This window comes from Emticicia sp. TH156 (assembly GCF_002855535.1).
GTDB lineage: Bacteria > Bacteroidota > Bacteroidia > Cytophagales > Spirosomataceae > Emticicia > Emticicia fluvialis.
In genome coordinates, this window is the sequence record NZ_PKRS01000001.1 from 770,821 (window position 1) to 791,800 (window position 20,980).

Sequence of the window (20,980 nt, forward strand, 5' to 3'; positions counted from 1 at the left end):
AATAAAACAATCCCCTGGCTCGCTTTCGGGATTTTAAATTATGAAATTCGGCGTAGTAGTATTTCCCGGCTCCAATTGTGAAGACGATACCGTTTTTACCTTAAGACACAATCTTGGACAAGAGATTGTTAAAATCTGGCACAAAGACCATGACCTGCAAGGTTGTGATTTTATTATATTACCGGGTGGATTCTCTTATGGAGACTACCTCCGTTCGGGAGCCATTGCCCGGTTTTCGCCTGTTATGAACGAGGTTATCGCTCATGCCAACAGGGGTGGGTATGTAATGGGTATTTGCAATGGTTTTCAGGTAATAGCAGAGGCCGGGCTGGTACCGGGTGTTTTATTAAAAAACATTGCGCAAAAATATATCTGCCGCAATGTTTACCTGAAACCACAAAGTAGCACTGCGCTTTTGACGGCCGGCCTGGAAGACAGAGCGTTTAAAATACCGATAGCCCATGGCGATGGCCGCTATTTTGCTGATGAAGACACCTTGAAAAGACTTAACGACAACGACCAGGTGTTGTTCCGCTATTGTGATGAAGCAGGCAATATTGTTGCCGAAGCGAACCCTAATGGCAGCATTGAAAATATTGCAGGCGTAACAAATGCCGGAAAAAATGTATTTGGCATGATGCCGCACCCTGAGCGCGCCTCTGACGAAGCACTGGGCAATATTGACGGGCGATTTATACTGGAACAAGTTATACAAGTACTGGCTTAAGCATGAATCCATATATTGTTGGTATTACAGGTGGGAGCGCATCCGGAAAGACGTATTTTCTGCATCAGTTGTTAAGTTCATTTTCGGCGCAGGATATCTGTCTTATTTCTCAGGACAACTATTACCGTCCGCAGGCTTTAGTGCCTAAAGACCTGAACAACATTGAGAACTACGACTTACCCGAGGCTATAGATTTTGGCTTATATGCCCAGCATGTAGAAGACCTGAAAAACGGAAAGGTGGTTCAGCAGAAAGAATATACCTTTAATAACCCGAGTATTGTTCCTAAAATTCTGACCTTCAATCCGGCGCCTATCATTGTAGTTGAAGGAATCTTTGTTTTTCATTCAGTTGAAGTATCACGCCTGCTAGACCTGAAAGTATTTATTGACGCACGCGAACACGTAAAGATTAAACGAAGGATTATACGCGACGGAAACGAGCGTGGCTACGACTTAACAGATGTGTTGTACCGCTGGGAAAACCACGTGGCACCCACTTATGAGAAGTTTATAGAACCCACCAAGTATGACGCAGATATTATCATCAATAATAATACACATTTTGAGAAAGGCCTGGAAATTCTGACCGCCTTTTTAAAGACAAAACTATAAATCCAGGAGCCCTCTGCCGAGGGCTTTTTCTGTCTAACGGGGCTTGTGTAAGCCATTGATTTACAACCAAACCCCAGACATTAGCATCAAACTTTTTAATAATCCTCATGCAAAATATAATCTTCTGGTTCAGAAACGATTTAAGGCTTCATGACAACGAGGCATTTTTAGAGGCCTCTAAAGCAGGCAATGTAATTCCGGTTTATGTTTTTGATGACCGATACTTCGACAAAAACTTTCTGGGCTTTAAAAGAACAGGGGCGTTCAGAACTAAATTTCTGCTGGAAGCCGTTGAGAATCTTCGAAAAAACCTTCAGGAAAAAGGCTCTGATTTAATAATACGAAGGGGTATATCGGAAGATATAATAGCAAAAATAGCAAAAGACACCGAAGCTGCTGCAGTTTATGCAAGCAAAGAAGTAACGCAGGACGAAACCACCATAGAAGCTTCTTTATCAAAAATACTGAAGCCGATGAATATCGAGATAGAGCTGATATGGTCGGCCACGCTTTTTCATGCCCGCGACCTGCCCTTTCAGATAAACTTTATACCGGCAACTTTTGCCGAATTTAAGAAAAAAATTGAAAGGTCAACTCCGGTACGCCAAACACTTGAATCCCCCGGGCAATTGCCCGTGGTTGACTGTATTGAGCCCGGTAACCTGCCGACCTATCAGGAGCTGGGTTTTGAAACTGCCCCGTTAACCGATACCCGGGCAGCATTTCAGTTTGCAGGGGGTGAAACCGAAGGACTAGCCAGGCTTAATGAGTATATCTGGGAAAAAGACCTGCTGAGAACCTTTAAAGAAACAAGAGACGGTCTATTAGGTGCCGATTTTTCTACAAAACTATCGGGCTGGTTAAGCCTCGGTTGCATTTCGGCTCGCACAGTTTATGAAGAAGTTAAACGTTTTGAAGCCGATACAGCAAACAAAGAGTCTGCTTATTGGTTAATAATACTGTTACTCAAAAGAGATTTCTATCACTTTTCGGCATTAAAATATGGTACACGCATGTTTAAGGCCAGTGGTATAAAAAACGACCTGATGAAACCATGGAAACGCCACCGCCCAACGTTTGATACCTGGGTAAAAGGAGAAACCGGCATACCATTTGTTGATGCTAACATGAAAGAAGTGAGCCTGACTGGTTATATGTCTGAAACGGGCAGAAAAGCCGTTGCCAAGCATCTGATACAAGAGCTGGGCATAGACTGGACCTGGGGAGCCACCTACTTTGAGAGTGTGCTGACCGATTATGATGTTTGCAGCAACTGGGGTAACTGGAATCTCATAGCAGACACGGGCAGAGATTTATTGGATGATGAAATTTCAGAAGTGGGCAATCTGGCCGAAACGACAGAATTGCAACAGGCATACATACAATTGTGGTTGGGTTAAAACGTCCGCTTATAACGGTTTTAATCCACTTGTTATATGTAATTCTTGCATATCATCTGCTAATTATTACATTTGAATCAAATTTCAGTAAACAAACAAAATTTCGAAAAAATGAAAAAAAGCACCTTAATTATAATTGGTATTATTTTACTTTTAAGCGTTTATGGTTGCTCGTCATACAATGGCCTTTTAGAAAAAGATCAGGAAGTGAAACGTAAATGGTCTGATGTGCAAACGCAATACCAACGCCGTTCAGATCTGATACCTAATTTGGTAAGTACAGTAAAGGGAGCTGCAGACTTTGAAAAAACCACGCTCACACAAGTAATAGAAGCACGTGCTAAAGCCACTTCTATGCAAATAAACCCTGAGAACCTTACACCTGAAAACATTCAGAAGTTTCAGGCAGCGCAAGACCAGTTAAGCGGGGCTTTGAGCCGTTTGCTTGTAAGTGTTGAACAGTATCCGCAGCTGAAAGCCAACGAGAATTTCCTGGAGTTACAGTCTCAACTGGAAGGTACAGAAAACAGAATTGGCGTGGCGCGTAATGAGTTTAACGGAGCCGTGCAAACCTACAATACTGCTGCATTGCGTTTCCCGGCGGTAATTTTTGCAAAAATATTCGGATTTAGCGAGAAAGGCTTCTTCCAGGCATCAGACGCTGCCCAGGCTGCACCAACCGTTAAGTTCTGATTTTAAAGAAGTATTTTCAGACACATACAGGCTTAACCAAAGCCTGTATGTGCTGTTTTGTTTCTCAGCACATCTTATCTCATACAATCATGTTTCTGACGGAAATCGCTAAAGAGAGAATTGTGAAGGCAATTAAAGATGCCGAACTGAACACTTCTGGCGAAGTAAAAGTGCATGTTGAAGAAATATGCCCTACAGAAGACCCCACTGAAAGGGCAAGACAGGTGTTTCAGTTTCTTTGCCTTGAAAGAACCGCCCAACGCAACGGGGTTTTGTTTTATCTGGCTTACGGAAGCCATAAGTTTGCCGTTTGGGGAGACGAAGGCATTGATAAGGTGGTACCCACCAACTTCTGGGATGGTATCAGAGACAGCATGAGACAATACTTTTTACTGGAAGATTTTGCCGGAGGCCTGCAGATGGGAATCCGGGAAACGGGAAATCAATTAAAGAAGTTTTTTCCGTATCGTTCTGACGACATCAACGAATTATCTGATGATATCTCAACCGACCCTATACCTTAGCCTGTAAATGTTTACCTGTGTGTAAACAACCATTAGAAAATGTTCAAAAAACTGCTCATATTATTTTTTTTGTTGCAAAGCCTGGCCTTTGCGCAGGATATACCGGAAAAGCCGAACCCTGCCCGATTTGTGAATGACTTTGTGGGTGGCCTTCTGAGCCCAGAACAGACCGCGCAACTGGAAGCGAAGCTAAAGGCTTATTATGATACCACCTCTACACAAATTGCGATTGTAATAGTAAAGACCGTTCAGCCTTATGATATCAGCGAATATGCCTTTAAACTTGGTAAAGCATGGGGTGTAGGAGAAAAAGGCAAAAATAACGGTATTGTTATTTTATGGGCTCCCGGCGACAGAAAAGTATTTATTGCCACCGGCTATGGCATGGAGGGCACTATAACTGACGCTTACAGTAAACGTATCATTGAGAAAGACATAAAGCCGAGATTTAAAGAAGCCCGATATTATGAAGGGCTTGACGTGGCTACTGATAAAATTATTAATTACGCAAAAGGCGAATTTAAGGCCGATAAAGATGATGAAGAAGATGGTGGCTGGCTGGGATTTGTGGTTGTTATCATCATCATTTTTGTTATTATTGCCATCCTTAGCCGGGGTAAAGGCGGAAACCACGGTAATCGCGGTGGTGGTGGCTGGATACCCTATACCACTTTCACAGGTTGGGGAAGTTCGTCTGGCGGCTGGTCAGGCGGTGGAGATAGCGGTGGTTTCGGAGGCTTTGGCGGAGGAGATTTTGGTGGCGGCGGCGCCGGAGGAGACTATTAATAGTCTCCTTTTATTTTGCCCTCAATTGAAAAGTTCTTCTTGCTACCAATAAACAACTGCTGATAACCTGCAATACGATAACTTTTCAAATGGTTATTTTCAAAATCTGCACTCAGCTTTTTTTCGGACTCGTACAGGTAGTTTCTTACGTAAATTTCGGCTTCAATCTGCTGTGGCAAGCCTTTGGTATCAAACCTGATCAACAAATGCTTTACGGGCATTTTTTCTCCTGTTTTTAGCTTATATGCTATCTTATTCTGTGTTTGATGTGTTGTATAGGCTGATTGATACGACTGCTTGTTCAGGTCTGCCTGCAGAAATAAATCCAGTTCTTTGCGCCAGTCAATTTTGCCGGTTACAATTTTCTCTTGCTTATCTTTTATTAACACTGTTTTTTCTACCTGAGGCCTGCCAGATGCCAGACGACTGATGTGCGCGTTGAACAAACCCGCCAGATCATAATAAGCCTTTGATTGTATTTTGTTTTCAGTTTCGGTACAAGCCGTTAAAAAGAGCAATAGAAGTAATAAAACGCGCATCAGGTTGAAGTTTAGTTTATAACGCAAATAACGGGGTCAGATGTTCCGGAGTAAAACACAAACCCCTGTAAAAAACTTAACCCCACCGCCAGAAGCAGTGGGGTAAGTGTCCATCTATTCAACCCTAACCTATTAAACTATGAAAAACTTAATTCTTTGCTAAGTTGAGCCTTAGCGACCTAACATTTCAACCACAACCGGGCTTACTGCGTTTTCTGGTTCAATTGGCTCAACGTTTGACTGGTAGTTCCACAGCACGTTAATAATCTTTGTAGTAGCTATTACCTTGTTTCTCCAGGCCTTTGCCTCTTCGCCACGTAGATTAGAAACTTTCGTTTCAATGTTAGCTGCTGCTTCGTTAAATGCTGCTTTCTGAGCTGAACTCAACGCCATAAATTTGGCAGGAGAGGCATTATACAGGTTTACAACATTTACAAATATACCCCAATCTTCGGTCTTTACAAATTTTTTCGCTTTTTTCGACATGAAGTTCGCGAAATCTACTTCAGCACCTTTTACCAACATCACTTGCTTCTTGGCTGAGTCACGGTCATTTGCTTTTACAATATTTGCAGAAATCAAGAATGACCCAAGTACAACTGCAAATATAACGGATTTAAATGAATTTTTCATTGTTTTGTTCTATTTTTATCTTGTGGATAACGATGCAAAACTACAGCGAAAATTAATATAATCCAAATACACAATCCGTACCGGCGCCGAATATTGTTCTAAATATATTCTTACATAAGGGATATTATCAGAATTTTACACACTTAACAAATACGAAAACAGAATTTTATTCGTCTTAGAAAAATACAACTTATATAAAATTCCAAAACTGACAAATATGAAAATTCTTTAAATAATACAATCATTCGTTGAAAAAATTCATTGTTCGTTCGGAGCCAATCGTACAAAAACTGGTAATTATGTCGTCGGCTCGGTCTAATCTTGCGACCAACTGGCTCATTTCATCTTCGCTAAAAGGCTCCAGAACGTAATTTACCTGCCTTCCGGAAGGGAAATCATTGCCGATTCCGAAGCGTAACCGATGATAATTCTGCGTTCCCAGCTTTTCTTCAATATTCCTTAAACCGTTCTGCCCACCGTGCGAGCCCTTGGTCTTCAGGCGGAGTTTACCAAAGGGCAGAGCCAGGTCATCGCATATCACCAACAGGTTTTCAACCGGTATTTTTAATGCCTGCAACCAGTAGTTTACGGCATTGCCGCTCAGGTTCATATAAGTAGTGGGCTTGATACAGTATATCTGGCGGCCTTTGTGCTTAAATTCGGCTGTATAGGCCAGCCTTTCCATCTTAAAACTGAAGTTATTTTGTGCGGCCAGGCGGTCTAGCACCATAAAACCTACATTATGACGAGTGAAAGCATATTCAGGACCAATGTTTCCGAGCCCGGCAATCAGATATTTCATTTTTTTTAATGAGCGAATTAGTGAATGAGAAAATGAGTCGATAAATTTGTCGGCAAAGTTCCTAAAATTTGACGACAATCTTTAACAATAGACATCAATCACACAATTACAATTCCATTATTTATTAATTTTTGTATGAAACGACTTATTCTTACCAATCCGCTTCTTGACATCACGATTAACCGTTTATGTCAGCAACTGATTGAAAACCATAAAGATTTTTCTAATTCGGTAATACTGGGTCTTCAACCACGTGGTATATACCTGGCTGAGCGAATAACGCAAAAACTAAAGGAAGAAACTGGCGTTTCGATTAAATTGGGTTATCTGGATGCCACTTTTTACCGTGACGACTTCCGCCGGAGAGATTCGCCACTTAAACCCAACGAAACCAAAGTGCCGTTTGTGATTGAAAACAAAAAAGTGATTCTGATAGATGACGTACTGGCAACCGGAAGAATGGTTCGGGCTGCTATTGATGCCATGCAGGCTTTTGGAAGACCTGAAAAAATAGAATTGCTATGCCTCATTAACCGCAGGTATGTGCGAGATTTGCCAATTCAGCCAGACTACACCGGCATGAAAGTAAACACGCTAGACAGCCAGCGGGTGTTAGTAGAGTGGAAAGAACAAGGCCACGAAGAAGACAAAATCTGGTTAATGGGCTAATGGCCTACCCTCTGCAAATGCCCTGCACTTACCAGCCAGAAAATCTAGTTGCTCTTCTGTATGCCAGGCGCTTATAACAATACGGGTATTAGGCTTGCCTGTTTTAACCGGGTAAGCAAAGCTGTAAATAAGTATGCCGTTTTTAAAGAGGTAAGTATAGAGGTTATCATGGCTGGTGTAAAAAACCGGATAAGCTGGCTGAAACCCAAACAAAGACTGCGCTGATTGCAGTTGAGAAACAAACCGCCCGATATTCTTCTGCAAACGCTCATAATTACGCTTGTAGATTTCATCTGCTCTCAGGTAGGCGTATAAATAAGCCGGAGCAATAGGAGAACAAGAGGCAAAATAAGCAGTATGCCTAAGGGCGTTTATGGTTTGCTTGTCGCTAAAAACAACGCCACCCGGAATCCCCATTGCTTTATGTAATGACGAAACAACAATAAGGCCTACATTAGGCTTTACTTCTATCTGCTGAAAAATGCCTGCGCCATTGTTACCGGTAATACCCAACCCGTGAGAATCGTCTATAACCAGCGTAATGGCCTTGTTTGTGGGTAAAGTTTTCACCCAGCCAAATGGATAGGCTGTTGCTCTTAAACCATCTGTTGAATTACATACAATAACCGAATGTGCTGCATTTGTATCATTTATTTGCTGTGCTATCTGCTCTGACCACTCCTGAAAACTCATGGCGGGTAGCTGCAACTGAGGCTCATGAAAGTTGGCTGCATGGCTCTGTGGTGCATAGAAAAAGGCCACCTGCTGCGTTTTCAGGTATTGTGCCACCACTTGCCCTGCCAGCATGCCGGACGACAGCGTCAGGGCCACCTCAGCCCCTACCCAGGCTGCCAGCTTGTTTTCTGCGGCTTCGTAAACTGCCAGCTGTAAATTACCATTACGGGAACTGCCGAATGACAAACCATATTGATGCAGGCCTTCTATCAGTAAATCTCTGAACGCTGCATCCTGATTCATACCCAGATACGACGTGCCACTAAAAAAGTGATATTCCTGCTCATTTAGTACTATCTTGTTTGCAGGCTGCTGATGTATAGTAAAGTGGTTGTGCATGGGTTATGTGCATTATCTGGCTGAAATAATAAATGCCTTGGCTAAATCAAGCAAGATGCTGCCAGAAACAGAATTGAGGTGCAGGTTATCTGGCGTAAGCAGGTTACCATGTTTAGCACTGATGGAGTCCCAGTCTTTACCCAGAATATAATGATTGATTAACGAAAGCATAAATAATCTGGTGGTATCTTCAAACGTATAAATACCCTCATGCGGATTTGCCACCAGATATTCTTTCTGTTTTTCTCTGAAAGGCACATACCCTATACCCTGTTCTATTGCCAGTTCTTTAACAAAAAGGCTGTAATCGTCTGCCTTGCGGTTGGCTTCATGTGCCAGGTCTTCGCTCATTACCGGCAATGATACCAGCGCTATTTGCGCCCGGGTCTTTTGCTTTAACAACTTCACTATTGCGCGATAATTGTTTTTGAACGAACCAAAGTCAGGAATAGTGTCTTTCGAAATCCTCCCAGACTGTTTATAACTATTCAGATTTGCCAAACCCATGGTTGCGTTTACGTCATTAGTGCCAACCAGAACAATCAGATAATCCGGCTGGCTGGCAATTACGTCTTCTATCCTGTTCAGTATAGAAAAGGTAAGGTCAGAATTAATGCCCGCGTTTAAAACCTGCATATCCGGAAGCGCTTCCGCCAGAACGTCAACCCAGTTATAACTTAAATTGCCCTGGGTAATGCTATCACCCAGGCACACCAGTGTTTTTTTTGTTGTATCAAGTTTTTTCCGATTCTCCGACGAAGGATAATTGACTGGTTTACTGCGGGCGATTTTCTTCCAAAAAAACGCATAAACACAAGCAAGCCCCAATAGTGTTGCAATTAATAAAAGCCAGAGCATTAGCGGATCTGATAAATGTTAAAACTGTAAACCTAATGATAATATCTGATGTTAAAAAGTGTTAAATAAGACAAATTTTCATTTGTTTGGCGTTAATTTCGTGGATAAACTTTGTTTTATATAATGTATCAGGTTTGCGTTTAATGAGCCAGCAGATGAACTTCAGAAAGATTATCATATTTATGCTTATTGCCATGATTGGGCTTATCACCTTTCAATGGTACTGGATAGAGAATGCCATTTCAGTAAGGCAGGAGCAATTTGACCGCAACGTAAACGATGCACTACAGGAAACCGTCAAAAAAATAGAAAAGCAGGAGATTATTTTTCTGGCTAATCAGCAAATGAAAATTGAAGAACAGAAAAAGCTACTGGCAATTACTCAGAAACAACAAGAGAAAAAACATGTGTCTAAACCTTTAAAACCTGAACAACCGGAAGATTTCGGCCTGATGTTTAGCGCAGAGGCTCCTGCTGTAACAAATTTTTCAAATGGCGCTGACAGGTTTAATCCGCATATCGCTACTGGCCCTGCAACCGGAATACGTAAGCAAGGTAATAATACAGTGGCTGCTACCGATGTTTTCGGCGGTGTGCAGTTGTTTGAAATACCTGTACGGCAAATGGATTTGATAAAGGAAATGCTGGAAGAGCAAAACCTGGTGGTAGAAGACCTGAGCCAGCCAATGAAAAACAACCTTTTACGCCAGAAAACCGCCGAAGATTTAATACGGGAGTTTAACCGCCAGATGTTGTCGGTAAACAAGCATAGCCAGGAAGGCCACCAGATAAGCATCGGTGGCGACGACAGAACCAACAGCGTAATCAGTTTTGGATACTCTTATACTTTTCCATCTATTGACACCCTGAATCTGGCACTTGTGAAGCCCACAAAACGGAAAACCGCCGAAAAACCAGAAGAGGTTTCAAAGGCTATTATTAAAGAGCAGGAAAATATTGAGCGCACAAAAAACAAAGCCGAACTGGTTAAAGATGTATTAACAGACGTGATTCATGGTTCTCGTGATATTCATGAGCGCCTTGACCGTATTTCGCTCGATACCTTATTGAAAAAGGCATTGAAAAGTAAGGGCATCATTATTCCTTATCAATATGTGGTTAAAGATAACTCTAATATGATTTTTGCATCTTTTGCCACCAACCCGAATTCTGATTTTGTAAAAGATGCTTATAAGGCGCAGTTGTTTCCAAGCGACCTGCAACCTCAAAACCACTATTTATATTTGCATTTTCCTGATACCCAGGGTTTTATTTTAAGTAATATGTGGACCGTTTTTGCAAGTTCTATTCTGTTAATTCTGATGATTGGCGGTATATTTTATACCTCCGTAAATACAATGCTGAAACAGAAAAAGCTGGCTACTATCAAGAACGACTTCATCAATAACATGACCCATGAGTTTAAAACGCCTATTTCAACGATATCGTTAGCTGTTGAGGTGATGAAAGACAATGAAGTAAAGAAAGATACTAGCAAGATGACCCGATATCTGAATATTATTCAGGATGAAAACCGCCGACTGGGTACACAGGTTGAAAAAGTGCTGCAAATGGCATTGCTTGACAAAGGGGATGTAAAACTAAAAATGGAGCGTGTAAATATTCATGAAACCATTGAGCAGGTGCTGCACAACCTGAGCGTGCAGATTGAACAGAAAAACGGAAGAGTGCATCTGGAGCTGGATGCTGAGCATCCGGAAATTGAAGCAGATGATGTGCATCTGACCAATATTATCTTTAACTTGCTCGACAATGCCAACAAGTATTCTCCTGAAAACCCCGAAATTACCATTAAGACAGAAAATATTGACGATTACCTGAAAATAACTATTGCCGATAGAGGTATCGGGATGACTAAAGACCAGCTGAACAAGATTTTTGAACGTTTCTACAGGGTTCCCACAGGCAACCTGCACGATGTAAAAGGCTTTGGCCTGGGTTTAAGTTATGTGAAGAAAATGGTGGAGTCTCATCAGGGTATTATACAGGTTGACAGTAAACCCGGTGACGGCAGCCGCTTTGAGGTATATCTGCCTTTGAATGCCAAAATTGCTTAGTATCTGACAAACCTTCTGAATGTAATTTCAGAAGGTTTTTTAACCGCCACGCTCGTATATACTATGAAAGTTTTATTGACAGAAGACGACCCAAACCTGGGCATGTTATTGCAAGAGTACCTGACTGCCAAAGGATTTACTACCGACCTGGCCAGAAATGGAGAAGAAGGTATTAAAATGTTTATTGAGCAGGGTAACTATGCCATGTGTATCTGCGATGTGATGATGCCTAAAAAAGACGGGTTTTCGTTGGCCAAAGAAATACGCATGAAAGATAAGGAGGTACCTATTATTTTTCTAACAGCGAAGTCAATGAAAGAAGATACCATTCAGGGCTTTAAAGTGGGGGCAGATGATTACATAACCAAGCCTTTCAGTATGGAAGAGCTGCTGATGCGGATGAAGGCCATCTTCAGGCGTATTAATAAGCAGGAGTCTGAAACACCTGCCACGGTTTTCAGAATAGGTGCTTATAGTTTTGATACCCAGACAAACACCCTGGCATTCAACGAAACACAAAACAAATTAACAACGAAGGAGTCAGAACTGTTGAAACTACTTTGCCAGAACAAAAACCAGTCGGTAAGCCGTAGTTTTGCCTTAAAGCTCATCTGGGGAGACGACAGTTATTTCAATGCCCGCAGTATGGATGTTTATATCACGAAACTCCGCAAGCACCTGAAAGAAGACCCTGCCGTACAGATTATGAATATGCATGGCGAAGGGTTTAAATTGATTGTAGGATAAGATATATTGAAAAGGGGTCTGCGAATTATGTTTGCAGACCCCTTTTTAGTTCGGCTGGTAATACCCTACAACTGCTTTCTTAACCGGGCTACCGGAATATTCAGTTGCTCACGGTATTTGGCTACTGTGCGGCGCGCTATGTTATAGCCCCGCTTGTTGAGTATTTTTTCAAGTTTATCGTCTGACAAAGGGGCATTTTTGGGCTCATTGTCAATCAGGTCTTTCAGGATATTCTTCACTTCTCTGCTGGAAGCATCCTCGCCCGAGTCTGTCGAAATACCCTCAGAAAAGAAGTATTTAAGCGGATAAATGCCAAAATCGGTTTGGACGGCCTTACTGTTAGCAACCCTCGAGACGGTTGAAATATCCATGTCAATTCTAATAGCAATATCTTTCAGAATCATAGGCCTTAACTTAGACTCGTCTCCTTCCAGAAAAAAATCGTACTGATAATCTACTATGGCCTTCATGGTTTTAAGCAATGTTTGCTGCCGCTGCTTAATGGCATCAATAAACCACTTGGCAGCATCCAGTTTTTGCTTCACAAAGGTTACGGTCTCTTTTATACTTTTATGCTGCGCCGAACCATTCTTGTCTGTTTTGTCATAAGTATCAAGCATGTCGGCAAAAGAACGGCTTACCCGTAATTCAGGCGCATTTTTTGAATTAAGAATAACATCCAGTTTACCATTATTGTTGGTAACAATAAAATCGGCCATCAGATATGCCGCTGTGCTATCGCCATTGCCGGTGTTGCCCGGTTTAGGGTTTAACCTTGTAATAACCCTGATGGCATCTTTCAAAGCCTCGTCATCGATGTCGAGTCGGCGCTGAATTTTTTCATAATGCTTTTTAGTAAACTCATCAAAAAAATCAGTAATGATTCTGATTGCCACCTGAACTTCAAAATCTTCATGATTCTTACGTTCAAGCTGCAGCAAAAGGCATTCTCTTAAATCTCTGGCACCAATACCTGCAGGCTCAAAAGTTTGAATTTTTTTCAGAATCTCAGCCAGTTCCTCTTCATTAGTATAGATATTCTGAGTAAAGGCCATATCGTTGCTAATAGAACGCAGCGGCCGGCGGATGTACCCATCTTCTTCTATACTGCCAATGAGTTGCTGACCTATGGCCTCCTGGCGTTCGTCCAGTTTCAGATACCCCAATTGCTGTATCAGCGATTCTGCCAGGGTGCTGGTTGCCACTATGGGCATTACGTCTTTATCTTCTTCTCCCCATCCATCGCCATACATTTTATACCCGGCGTAATCGTCCTGATCCAGATATTGTTTTACATCCAGGCCTTCATAAGTTTCATACTCGTTAAATTCATCGTAATCGTCGCTATAATCATCTTCATATTCATCTTTCACCCGGTCGTCTATATCCAGCCCCTCCTCAAGGGCCGGGTTAACCTCCAGCTCCTCTTCTATTCGTTGGTCCAGCTCGGCCGTAGGTATCTGCAACAGTTTAATAAACTGTATCTGCTGAGGAGACAGCCTTTGCTGAAGTGATTGATTAAGACTTAACTTTTGCATGTGAATTGTAGAATTTTTTCAATTGGAGTGGATTATGGCAACCCCCTTCCACATTTTTCGTGCCAAAAAGCCCGAGCAGTAATTAAAGGAATGGGTTTTTTATTGAATGAACAAATTTTTGAGACAAAAAATTGTAATTAAAAAACCTGAAAAAAGACAATTAATTGAAAATAAGACAATTAGGAAGCATTAAGAAAACTTTAATTCTATAAAAAATACCCTACAAGCGTTTGTGTCTTGTAGGGTATGTATTAAACCTGCCACGTGCTGAAACTGGCTTTTAGGCCATTGATTCGGCGGCTCCGGGTTGCTGTTTTTTATTCTTACGGAAATACTTATCGCGCACTCTCTCATTAATGTAGTACATACAAGGCACAATCACTAAAGTAAGCACGGTTGAGAACGACAGACCGAAAATAATGGTCCAGGCGAGAATACCCCAGAACACGGCACTGTCTCCGCCGATAAAGATATGGGGGTTCAGTTCTGTAAATAAGGTTACGAAGTCCATACTTAAACCTAATGCCAAAGGCACAAGACCTAATACAGCAGCCGAGGCCGTTAAAAGTACCGGAGTAAGACGCACCCCACCTGCTTCAATAATAGCCTGCTTTAACGGATACCCCCTACTTCTTAACTCATCAGTAAATTCTATCAGTAAGATACCGTTTTTCACCACAATACCTGCCAGTGCAATGATACCCACCCCCGACATAATAACAGAGAATGTCATACCAAATGCCATAAAGCCAAGGAATACACCTATGAACGAAAGCAGGATGGTAACAAAGATGATAACCGGTTTTACTACAGAGTTAAACTGTGTTGCCAGAATGAGGTAAATGAGCAATACTGCGGCTCCGAGTGCGCCCATCAGGAATATCATAGACTCCATCTGTTCTTCCTGCTCTCCGCCCATTTTAACGGCGTACCCGCTTGGTACTGTCATACGGTTTATTACTTTGCTTTGTATCTCTTGTACAATTTCGTTGGCATTATAACCATTGAGTACTTCTGAGCCCAAAGTAATAATTCTCGACTGGTCTTTGCGGTTAATCTGGCTGAAAGTTGTTGAGTAAGTGATATTGGCAATTGAGTTTAAAGGTACCTGACGCAGCACCCCGCCGAGGTTCATATCACGATAGGTGATATTCATACTCAGAAGTTTTTCAATGCTGTTACGGTCATTTTCTTTCAAACGCAATTGTATCGGATACTCGTCTTTATCGTCTCTGAACTTCGAAATCTCAGCTCCGAACAAAGCGGTACGAACTGCCATTGCTACCTGCGACGTGCTGATGCCCTCTCGCTGTGCTTTTACTTTGTCAACATCAATAATGATTTCCGGCTTATTGGTAATCAGGTCAGACTTCAGTTCTTCTATACCTTTGATACCCTCTTTTTCGATGTTTTTACGAACTTCTTTCTCCAATTGAATCAACTGATTGAAATCATCACCCATAATTTCAATCGAAATTGGTTTACCTGTCGGTGGGCCATTGTTTTCTCGTTGAACCGAAATTTCTGTGCCGGGTATTCCTTTAATTTCGTTTCTCATCTGGTCAAGAATGGCTGCAGACGAGATATCGCCTCGTTCTTCTTTTTTCACGAAAGCAATGGTAACCTTAGATTTCTGCGGTGTGGCCGAACGGTCAGGGTTAAACGGATCACCGGCATTTTTACCTACGTTTGATATAACCGAGTTAACGGCCGCTTCCGCTTTGTTTTTCTTGATGATTCCAAATACCTTTTTCTCAATAACTTTGGTTACCGAGTCGGTTACGCGGGCGTCGGTACCCACAGGCATTACGTTATATACATATATATAGTCGGGCTCTCCGCTTGGAAAGAAAATTACCTTTGGCTGCACAATACCCAGCATTACAAAAGTGAAAATCAACAAACCAAACATACTTAATACGGCAAAAACCGGGCGATACCCAGTGATTATCCAGGCAATAAGGCGGCGATACGCACTTTTGAAACGTGGCAATGCACCGTCCTGAAACGGGATAATTACCTTTGGTGTCAACACAAAATGATTAAACGCATAAAGTATGGCCATCAGCACTATGAAATTACCAATACCTACATTTATAAAGTAGGCAGGCAGTGCCACAATAGCCATAATAATAAGTGGCCGCTGAATAGACTTAAAGCTGGTATCTTCATGTTGCTCTTCGTCATGCCTGCGCATAAACGAAATGGCAAACACAGGGTTAATTACGTAAGCAACAATTAAAGATGCAAACAAAGTATATATCAGCGTTATAGGTAGAAACTTCATGAACTCACCCACAATACCCGGCCAGAATAACAGCGGGAAGAAAGGAGCGATAGTAGTAAGCGTACCTGACAATACCGGAAGGAACACCTCAGAAGCCGCCAGACTCACCGCCTCTTTTATGCTCAGATTCCTGAAGCGGTTAAACAAGCGGTGGGCGTTTTCTATTACCACAATGGCGTCATCAACTACTATACCTAAGCCTAACAAAAACGCAAAAAGTACAATTGTATTAAGCGTAAAGCCAGAAAACCATAGCGGTATAAAGGCTATAAGCGCTGAAAGCGGTACTGAAAGCCCCACGAAAATGGCATCGCGCACACCCATGAAAAACATCAGCACAATTACAACAAATATAAAGCCCAACACAACTGTGTTAATCAAATCGGCGATTTCGCTTTTTACACGCTCTGATGTATCGGCAGTAATTCTGGCTTCAAGGCCACGGGGGAAACGTTCCTCACGGTATTTCTCCAATAATTCTTCAATCCGCTCCGACACATCAATTACACTGGCACCTGCTCTTTTTATAACGTTTAGGGTTACAACACGTTTACCATCCAGACGGGCAAAATCCTGTTGCTCTTCGTTGCTGTCTACAACTTCGGCCACATCCCCCAGCCTGACCGTTGCACCGGTTGAGCTGCGAATCTGTACGTCCTGTATCTGATACACATCTTTAAATTCTCCTTTTACACGTATGGTGCGGCGTACATTGTCTACATTCAGGTCTCCACCTGAAATATTGATGTTTTCTCCCTGAATAGCAGTTTGAATATCATAGAATGTAAGACCGGTAGACTGCATTTTGTATAAATCCAGATTTATCTGGATTTCTCTTTTAAGTGTACCAACAATATCAACCTTTGTGATTTCGGGGTACGACTCTATGTCATCCTGTAATTCTTCAGCAAAGTCTTTCAGTTTTTCTAAAGGGAAATTGCCGGCCAGGTTGATGTTCATAATAGGAAACTCCGAAAAGTTTACGTCCTGGGCTGTCGGGCCGCTATCCAGTTTTTGAGGCAGGTCTCTTTTGGCTTTATCAACGGCGTCGCGCACACGCTGAAGCGCCGCCTCAACCTTTACATCCGGATTAAACTCAATAAGAATAACCGATACGTCTTGCAAGGCATTAGACTTGATGCGTTTTACACCCGTAATGGTTTTTAGCTGCTTTTCAATCGGTTTATTGATTACGTTCTCTATGTCAGAAGGCGTTGTTCCGAAATAGATGGTCTGAACGTAAATCTGTGGGACTTTAATATCCGGAAACTGCTCTTTCGGAAGGTTGAAGTAGATACCCAGACCTGCCAGAAATATCATAACCGTAAATATATAGACAGTGGTCTGGTTATTCCCCAGCCATCTGACCATCCCATAAATCATCCCACTACCGTGAGGAAGATCCTGTTTTTGTAAATCGTCGTGTTCCATAATCTAAAACCTCTGAAAGGCTTATATGATTTTTAATTTTTTAATTTGAAGACATAAAGAAAGCAAGCATTGGCATTTGCCGTGCTGCCTTTCCGGTAATGATTAGAAGCTTATCAGCTGGCCGTCTACCAGGTCCTGATATCCCTGCGTTACTAAAAGATCACCAGCCTGTAAACCCGAAACAATTTCAATGTCGCCACCATAGGTAAGCCCGGTAGTGATTTTACGGCTGCGAGCCACTTTTTTACCGCCTTCTGTTACAGCAACGTAAACTATATTGCCGCTCTCATCCTGCTGAATCAGATTACGGTTGATAATGATGGCATTGCTTTTATTCTGGTCGTTTACGTTCATAACAGCTGTCATGTTGGGTTTCAGCTGTTTGTCTATCTTAGGAACCGACGCCTCAATGGTAAAAGTACGAGAGGCCGGGTTAACTGTCTGGCTTACAAAAGACAATCTGGCTGTGGTTTCTTTACCTAAATCCGGGAACTTTATGGTTACAACATCGCCCTGTTTAATTGTACCCGCATAAGAGTCGGCAGCTTGTGCTACCACTTTCAGGTTATCTGAGTTCACGATTCTTACAATACCAAGGCCGGGGGCTGCCAGTTCGCCTGCTCTCTGGCGTACTTCATCCACAAATCCGTTCATGGGTGCTGTTACTTTGGTCATAGCCAATTGGCTTTGCAAGGTAGCCAGGCGTTTTTCCAGAGCCTCAACATTGCTTTTGGCCTGGATATACTGTACTTCTGTGCCGATTTTCTGATCCCAGAGATTCTTTTGCTTGTTATAAAACACACGGGCGGTTTCCAGTTGCACATCAACCTCCTGAAGAGACTGTTTCATTACTGAATTATCAATAGTGGCAATGATCTGGCCCTGTTTTACGTAGTCTCCTTCTTTTACATACAGATTGGTAATAGCGCCGCCAATTTGCGGAGAAACAAAAATGTTGTTTTTAGCATCAAGCCTGCCCTGAAACTCAACATAATGCTGGAAATTCTGAGCCGAAATTGGCGTAACCGAAACGCTTAGTACTTTTTCGGCCTCCTGTTTGGGGTCAAGCACCTTTAGTTCGCCTTGTAGCTTCTGGATTTTTTCTGAAATCGTTTTTTCTTCGGCCTGGAGTTTGGCAAGCTCTTCTTTTTTCTGCTCAACACTATTGCCTCCGCCTTTTGAACAGGCCGCAACCAGCACAACAAGTACAAGGGCAAGTGTTATATTAGAAAATCCTGAGAGAGTCCTGTAATGGGTAAGAGATATATTTTTCATACAAAATGTGTTTTATTAATACTTTATGTCTTGAATTGTAATTGATGGTATTCAGGCTACTCTATCCATAGTTTACCCAATGCTTTGTCTAAATCAACTTTAGCAATGAGTACGTCATACAGAGCAGCAAAATAATTGGTTTGTGCTTCTTTCAGAGCCGACTCGGCATTGACTACCTCAATATTTGAGCCTGTTCCGGCCTGATACTTAATTTTTGTTACTCTGATAACCTCTTGTGCCAGTTCAAGATTTCTTTGTTGCACATTCAGGCTCTCAAGGCCATTTTTAAGACTGATTGAGGCATTTTGAGCTTGTAAATCGAATGATTCGCGAAGCAACAATGCGCTTTGGTCAAGTTTGGTTAGTGAAATCTGTTGTTGTTGTACCTGTATTCTTCTTAAGCCGCTGTCATAAATAGGTATTGTTACGCCCAGGGTTAAAGCAGAAGAACCAAACCAGCGTTCAAACGGGTTAAACCGGGTATTACTGTGGCCTGCGCCAAATGTGCCGTTGAAAGAGAGTTTCGGAATAGCGCCCTTTTGAGTACGTTCAATGTCAAGCAAAGCCAGTTGTCGCTGAACCATCAGGGTAGAGTATTCAATTCGGTTGGCATAGTCAACGCTCTGATATTCAGTAAGAGCCAGTGCATTAATATTGGTATCAGCCAGTTTGTCTGTCAAAACAATTGGTGTATCCAGTTTAAGCCCCATCTGAAATTTCAGAAGTGTCTGGCTCAGAGCAATCAGGTTCTTTACTTTCTGGCTTTCGGTAATCAGATTATTGCGTTGCACCTCCAGGCGGTCAAGGTCTATTTTCTCAATAAACCCCTGCTGAAACATGGCTTTCATTTCTTTGATTAATGAATCAAGACGGGCAATGTTCAAATCAAGTATTTTGCCCCTTTCGTCGGCAACCAACACTGAGTAATAAGCCTTGGCAATGTTTTCGGCCACTGCAATTTTTGAGTTGGTAACGCCTCTTTTGGCCAGTTCGCGGTAAACCGGAGCGGCTTTAAGACCTACCAGCCAGGTGGCATCAAAAATAAGCTGATTTAACCCTACGCCGGCCTGCCCTGCCCAGGGTACACCAAACTTAAATTTGGTAACGGCGCCGTCGGGTGCGTTAGGGTCAAAGTTTTTGGCATCTATCAGCTGCGTTGGTATAATGGCATTGTAGGTATACTGAAACTGGCCGTTTATCTGGGGCATACCAGATGCCTTAATTTGCCTGATTGTCAGCTCAGCACCTAATATATCCAGTTCGGCATTTTTTACAGACAGGTGGTTTTTTACACCATACTGTACAGCCTCTTTCAGGGTAAAGGTCTGTTGGGCATGTGTGGCTACTCCACAGATTAGGAAAAAAATCAGGTATTTTATTCTCATATAGTTGATTGTTTTATTAAAATTAAAAATGCTCAAGATGGGCATCCTGCTGGCATTTCTCATAAAAAGCCAGCCCTTTTGGCGTCATAATGCCTCTCAGGAAATGGTCAATGAGCGCGGTATGTACATCCATCTGATTAAAACTTTCCGGAGGGAAAACCTCCCGGCTAAAAGCAAACTCTACTTCTTCCATTCGTAATCGGGAAAGTATCTCTATGTTGATGTCTTCACGGTAGTATCCCTGTGCTATACCCTCTCTCAGGTTTTGTTTTACTATTTCTAAAAAATTAACCTTGTTGTATTCCTGAAAAAGCTGCCATGTTTTAGGATGATACTTCTTTAAATCATAAAACACTGCCGGATTAATGGTTGAAGCTTGTTTGCGCAACAGCGTGGCTTCTTTAAAGACCTGTTCAATAGGATTAGCCGACTCTTTATATATTCGCTCAGACTCTTCGATGTCGCACATCATGTTGGTACGTGCAATCTCATAAACTATAGAATCTTTGTCTTCGAAATTCTGATAAATCGTCTTTTTTGAAATGCCGAGTTCTGACGCAATGTCGTCCATTGATACGCTTCTTATCCCGAATTTCCGGAAGAGCGATTCGGCAGCCTTTAAAATTCTTTCTTTAATTTCCATTTACATTTTCTGTGCTTCTTATATCATTATAGTAAGGTTATCTAAGCGTAGAAACTGAGGAAACTTTTGAAAGGTTCAAAGTTTTTATAATTTTTTTTAGAACCCTGTAAGTAGCACAAAATTGAGCCTTACAGAAGTATTTGCCAATTGATTTATGATGAACATCAATTATTTGCTGATAAACTTATCATTAGCCGTTGTAGATTTGGTTTATGCAAGATTTTTATTCGGGCACATTGTTTATATATCAACAAATTTTTGTATTTTTTTTAGGTGT

Annotated in this window: 19 protein-coding genes; 9 read left to right on the forward strand and 10 right to left on the reverse strand. The window is 41.9% G+C overall.

From position 1 onward, the window contains the following. Positions 1 to 40 precede the first annotated feature (40 nt). From purQ to C0V77_RS03290, 6 genes are all read left to right on the forward strand, one after another. Positions 41 to 727 (forward strand): phosphoribosylformylglycinamidine synthase subunit PurQ, encoded by a 687-nt coding sequence (gene purQ, locus C0V77_RS03265; RefSeq protein WP_101724864.1) that lies wholly within the window; start codon positions 41 to 43, stop codon positions 725 to 727. 2 nt (positions 728 to 729) lie between these two features. Then, positions 730 to 1,341, forward strand: a complete 612-nt coding sequence (gene udk / locus C0V77_RS03270; protein WP_101724865.1) for a uridine kinase — start codon at positions 730 to 732, stop codon at positions 1,339 to 1,341. Positions 1,342 to 1,448: 107 nt separating this feature from the next. Further along, positions 1,449 to 2,741 carry a DASH family cryptochrome gene (locus tag C0V77_RS03275; RefSeq protein ID WP_101724866.1) on the forward strand — a complete coding sequence of 431 codons (1,293 nt, stop codon included), beginning with the start codon at positions 1,449 to 1,451 and terminating at the stop codon, positions 2,739 to 2,741. 111 nt (positions 2,742 to 2,852) lie between these two features. Further along, positions 2,853 to 3,434, forward strand: a complete 582-nt coding sequence (locus tag C0V77_RS03280; protein ID WP_101724867.1) for a LemA family protein — start codon at positions 2,853 to 2,855, stop codon at positions 3,432 to 3,434. Positions 3,435 to 3,523: 89 nt separating this feature from the next. Further along, entirely contained in the window at positions 3,524 to 3,958 is a 435-nt protein-coding gene (locus tag C0V77_RS03285; protein WP_101724868.1) for a TPM domain-containing protein, read from the forward strand. Between the two features lie 39 nt (positions 3,959 to 3,997). Beyond that, positions 3,998 to 4,744 (forward strand): YgcG family protein, encoded by a 747-nt coding sequence (locus C0V77_RS03290; protein WP_101724869.1) that lies wholly within the window; start codon positions 3,998 to 4,000, stop codon positions 4,742 to 4,744. On the opposite strand, the gene C0V77_RS03295 is transcribed toward C0V77_RS03290, so the two are convergent. From C0V77_RS03295 to pth, 3 genes are all read right to left on the reverse strand, one after another. Next, positions 4,741 to 5,283, reverse strand: a complete 543-nt coding sequence (locus tag C0V77_RS03295) for a hypothetical protein (protein ID WP_101724870.1) — start codon at positions 5,281 to 5,283, stop codon at positions 4,741 to 4,743. The genes C0V77_RS03290 and C0V77_RS03295 overlap by 4 nt on opposite strands. A 171-nt stretch (positions 5,284 to 5,454) precedes the next feature. Continuing rightward, on the reverse strand, positions 5,455 to 5,916 hold the full coding sequence (locus C0V77_RS03300) for a hypothetical protein (RefSeq protein ID WP_101724871.1): 462 nt from the start codon (positions 5,914 to 5,916) through the stop codon (positions 5,455 to 5,457). A gap of 241 nt (positions 5,917 to 6,157) precedes the next feature. Next, entirely contained in the window at positions 6,158 to 6,718 is a 561-nt protein-coding gene (gene pth / locus C0V77_RS03305; RefSeq protein WP_101724872.1) for an aminoacyl-tRNA hydrolase, read from the reverse strand. Between the two features lie 135 nt (positions 6,719 to 6,853). Between pth and pyrR the strand changes: the two genes are divergently transcribed. Further along, positions 6,854 to 7,387, forward strand: coding sequence for a bifunctional pyr operon transcriptional regulator/uracil phosphoribosyltransferase PyrR (gene pyrR / locus C0V77_RS03310; RefSeq protein WP_101724873.1), 534 nt, complete (start codon positions 6,854 to 6,856; stop codon positions 7,385 to 7,387). Here pyrR and C0V77_RS03315 read toward each other — a convergent pair. Further along, positions 7,376 to 8,461 (reverse strand): aminotransferase class I/II-fold pyridoxal phosphate-dependent enzyme, encoded by a 1,086-nt coding sequence (locus C0V77_RS03315; RefSeq protein WP_101724874.1) that lies wholly within the window; start codon positions 8,459 to 8,461, stop codon positions 7,376 to 7,378. The genes pyrR and C0V77_RS03315 overlap by 12 nt on opposite strands. A gap of 12 nt (positions 8,462 to 8,473) precedes the next feature. Then, entirely contained in the window at positions 8,474 to 9,319 is an 846-nt protein-coding gene (locus C0V77_RS03320; protein WP_101724875.1) for an SGNH/GDSL hydrolase family protein, read from the reverse strand. 155 nt (positions 9,320 to 9,474) lie between these two features. Here C0V77_RS03320 and C0V77_RS03325 point away from each other — a divergent pair, with 155 nt between their 5' ends. Both C0V77_RS03325 and C0V77_RS03330 read left to right on the forward strand, forming a co-directional pair. Next, positions 9,475 to 11,397 (forward strand): sensor histidine kinase KdpD, encoded by a 1,923-nt coding sequence (locus C0V77_RS03325; protein WP_158237876.1) that lies wholly within the window; start codon positions 9,475 to 9,477, stop codon positions 11,395 to 11,397. Between the two features lie 63 nt (positions 11,398 to 11,460). Continuing rightward, complete coding sequence (locus C0V77_RS03330) at positions 11,461 to 12,144, forward strand: response regulator transcription factor (protein ID WP_101724877.1); 684 nt, start codon at positions 11,461 to 11,463, stop codon at positions 12,142 to 12,144. A gap of 65 nt (positions 12,145 to 12,209) precedes the next feature. On the opposite strand, the gene rpoN is transcribed toward C0V77_RS03330, so the two are convergent. From rpoN to C0V77_RS03355, 5 genes are all read right to left on the reverse strand, one after another. Further along, positions 12,210 to 13,682, reverse strand: coding sequence for an RNA polymerase factor sigma-54 (rpoN, locus tag C0V77_RS03335; RefSeq protein WP_101724878.1), 1,473 nt, complete (start codon positions 13,680 to 13,682; stop codon positions 12,210 to 12,212). A 280-nt stretch (positions 13,683 to 13,962) separates the two neighbouring features. Beyond that, entirely contained in the window at positions 13,963 to 17,352 is a 3,390-nt protein-coding gene (locus C0V77_RS03340; protein WP_101724879.1) for an efflux RND transporter permease subunit, read from the reverse strand. A gap of 150 nt (positions 17,353 to 17,502) precedes the next feature. Next, positions 17,503 to 18,675 (reverse strand): efflux RND transporter periplasmic adaptor subunit, encoded by a 1,173-nt coding sequence (locus tag C0V77_RS03345; RefSeq protein WP_101724880.1) that lies wholly within the window; start codon positions 18,673 to 18,675, stop codon positions 17,503 to 17,505. 56 nt (positions 18,676 to 18,731) lie between these two features. Beyond that, positions 18,732 to 20,060 carry a TolC family protein gene (locus tag C0V77_RS03350; protein WP_101725042.1) on the reverse strand — a complete coding sequence of 443 codons (1,329 nt, stop codon included), beginning with the start codon at positions 20,058 to 20,060 and terminating at the stop codon, positions 18,732 to 18,734. 22 nt (positions 20,061 to 20,082) lie between these two features. Next, the gene (locus C0V77_RS03355) at positions 20,083 to 20,703 is read right to left on the reverse strand and encodes a TetR/AcrR family transcriptional regulator (protein WP_101724881.1); all 621 of its coding nucleotides are present in this window, start codon (positions 20,701 to 20,703) and stop codon (positions 20,083 to 20,085) included. Positions 20,704 to 20,980: the final 277 nt, after the last annotated feature.

Bases quoted from the DNA above. Each gene is read 5' to 3' on its own strand.
- purQ (WP_101724864.1), top strand. From the start codon at position 41: ATGAAATTCGGCGTAGTAGTATTTCCCGGCTCCAATTGTGAAGACGAT.
- udk (WP_101724865.1), top strand. From the start codon at position 730: ATGAATCCATATATTGTTGGTATTACAGGTGGGAGCGCATCCGGAAAG.
- C0V77_RS03275 (WP_101724866.1), top strand. From the start codon at position 1,449: ATGCAAAATATAATCTTCTGGTTCAGAAACGATTTAAGGCTTCATGAC.
- C0V77_RS03280 (WP_101724867.1), top strand. From the start codon at position 2,853: ATGAAAAAAAGCACCTTAATTATAATTGGTATTATTTTACTTTTAAGC.
- C0V77_RS03285 (WP_101724868.1), top strand. From the start codon at position 3,524: ATGTTTCTGACGGAAATCGCTAAAGAGAGAATTGTGAAGGCAATTAAA.
- C0V77_RS03290 (WP_101724869.1), top strand. From the start codon at position 3,998: ATGTTCAAAAAACTGCTCATATTATTTTTTTTGTTGCAAAGCCTGGCC.
- C0V77_RS03295 (WP_101724870.1), bottom strand. From the start codon at position 5,283: ATGCGCGTTTTATTACTTCTATTGCTCTTTTTAACGGCTTGTACCGAA.
- C0V77_RS03300 (WP_101724871.1), bottom strand. From the start codon at position 5,916: ATGAAAAATTCATTTAAATCCGTTATATTTGCAGTTGTACTTGGGTCA.
- pth (WP_101724872.1), bottom strand. From the start codon at position 6,718: ATGAAATATCTGATTGCCGGGCTCGGAAACATTGGTCCTGAATATGCT.
- pyrR (WP_101724873.1), top strand. From the start codon at position 6,854: ATGAAACGACTTATTCTTACCAATCCGCTTCTTGACATCACGATTAAC.
- C0V77_RS03315 (WP_101724874.1), bottom strand. From the start codon at position 8,461: ATGCACAACCACTTTACTATACATCAGCAGCCTGCAAACAAGATAGTA.
- C0V77_RS03320 (WP_101724875.1), bottom strand. From the start codon at position 9,319: ATGCTCTGGCTTTTATTAATTGCAACACTATTGGGGCTTGCTTGTGTT.
- C0V77_RS03325 (WP_158237876.1), top strand. From the start codon at position 9,475: ATGAACTTCAGAAAGATTATCATATTTATGCTTATTGCCATGATTGGG.
- C0V77_RS03330 (WP_101724877.1), top strand. From the start codon at position 11,461: ATGAAAGTTTTATTGACAGAAGACGACCCAAACCTGGGCATGTTATTG.
- rpoN (WP_101724878.1), bottom strand. From the start codon at position 13,682: ATGCAAAAGTTAAGTCTTAATCAATCACTTCAGCAAAGGCTGTCTCCT.
- C0V77_RS03340 (WP_101724879.1), bottom strand. From the start codon at position 17,352: ATGATTTATGGGATGGTCAGATGGCTGGGGAATAACCAGACCACTGTC.
- C0V77_RS03345 (WP_101724880.1), bottom strand. From the start codon at position 18,675: ATGAAAAATATATCTCTTACCCATTACAGGACTCTCTCAGGATTTTCT.
- C0V77_RS03350 (WP_101725042.1), bottom strand. From the start codon at position 20,060: ATGAGAATAAAATACCTGATTTTTTTCCTAATCTGTGGAGTAGCCACA.
- C0V77_RS03355 (WP_101724881.1), bottom strand. From the start codon at position 20,703: ATGGAAATTAAAGAAAGAATTTTAAAGGCTGCCGAATCGCTCTTCCGG.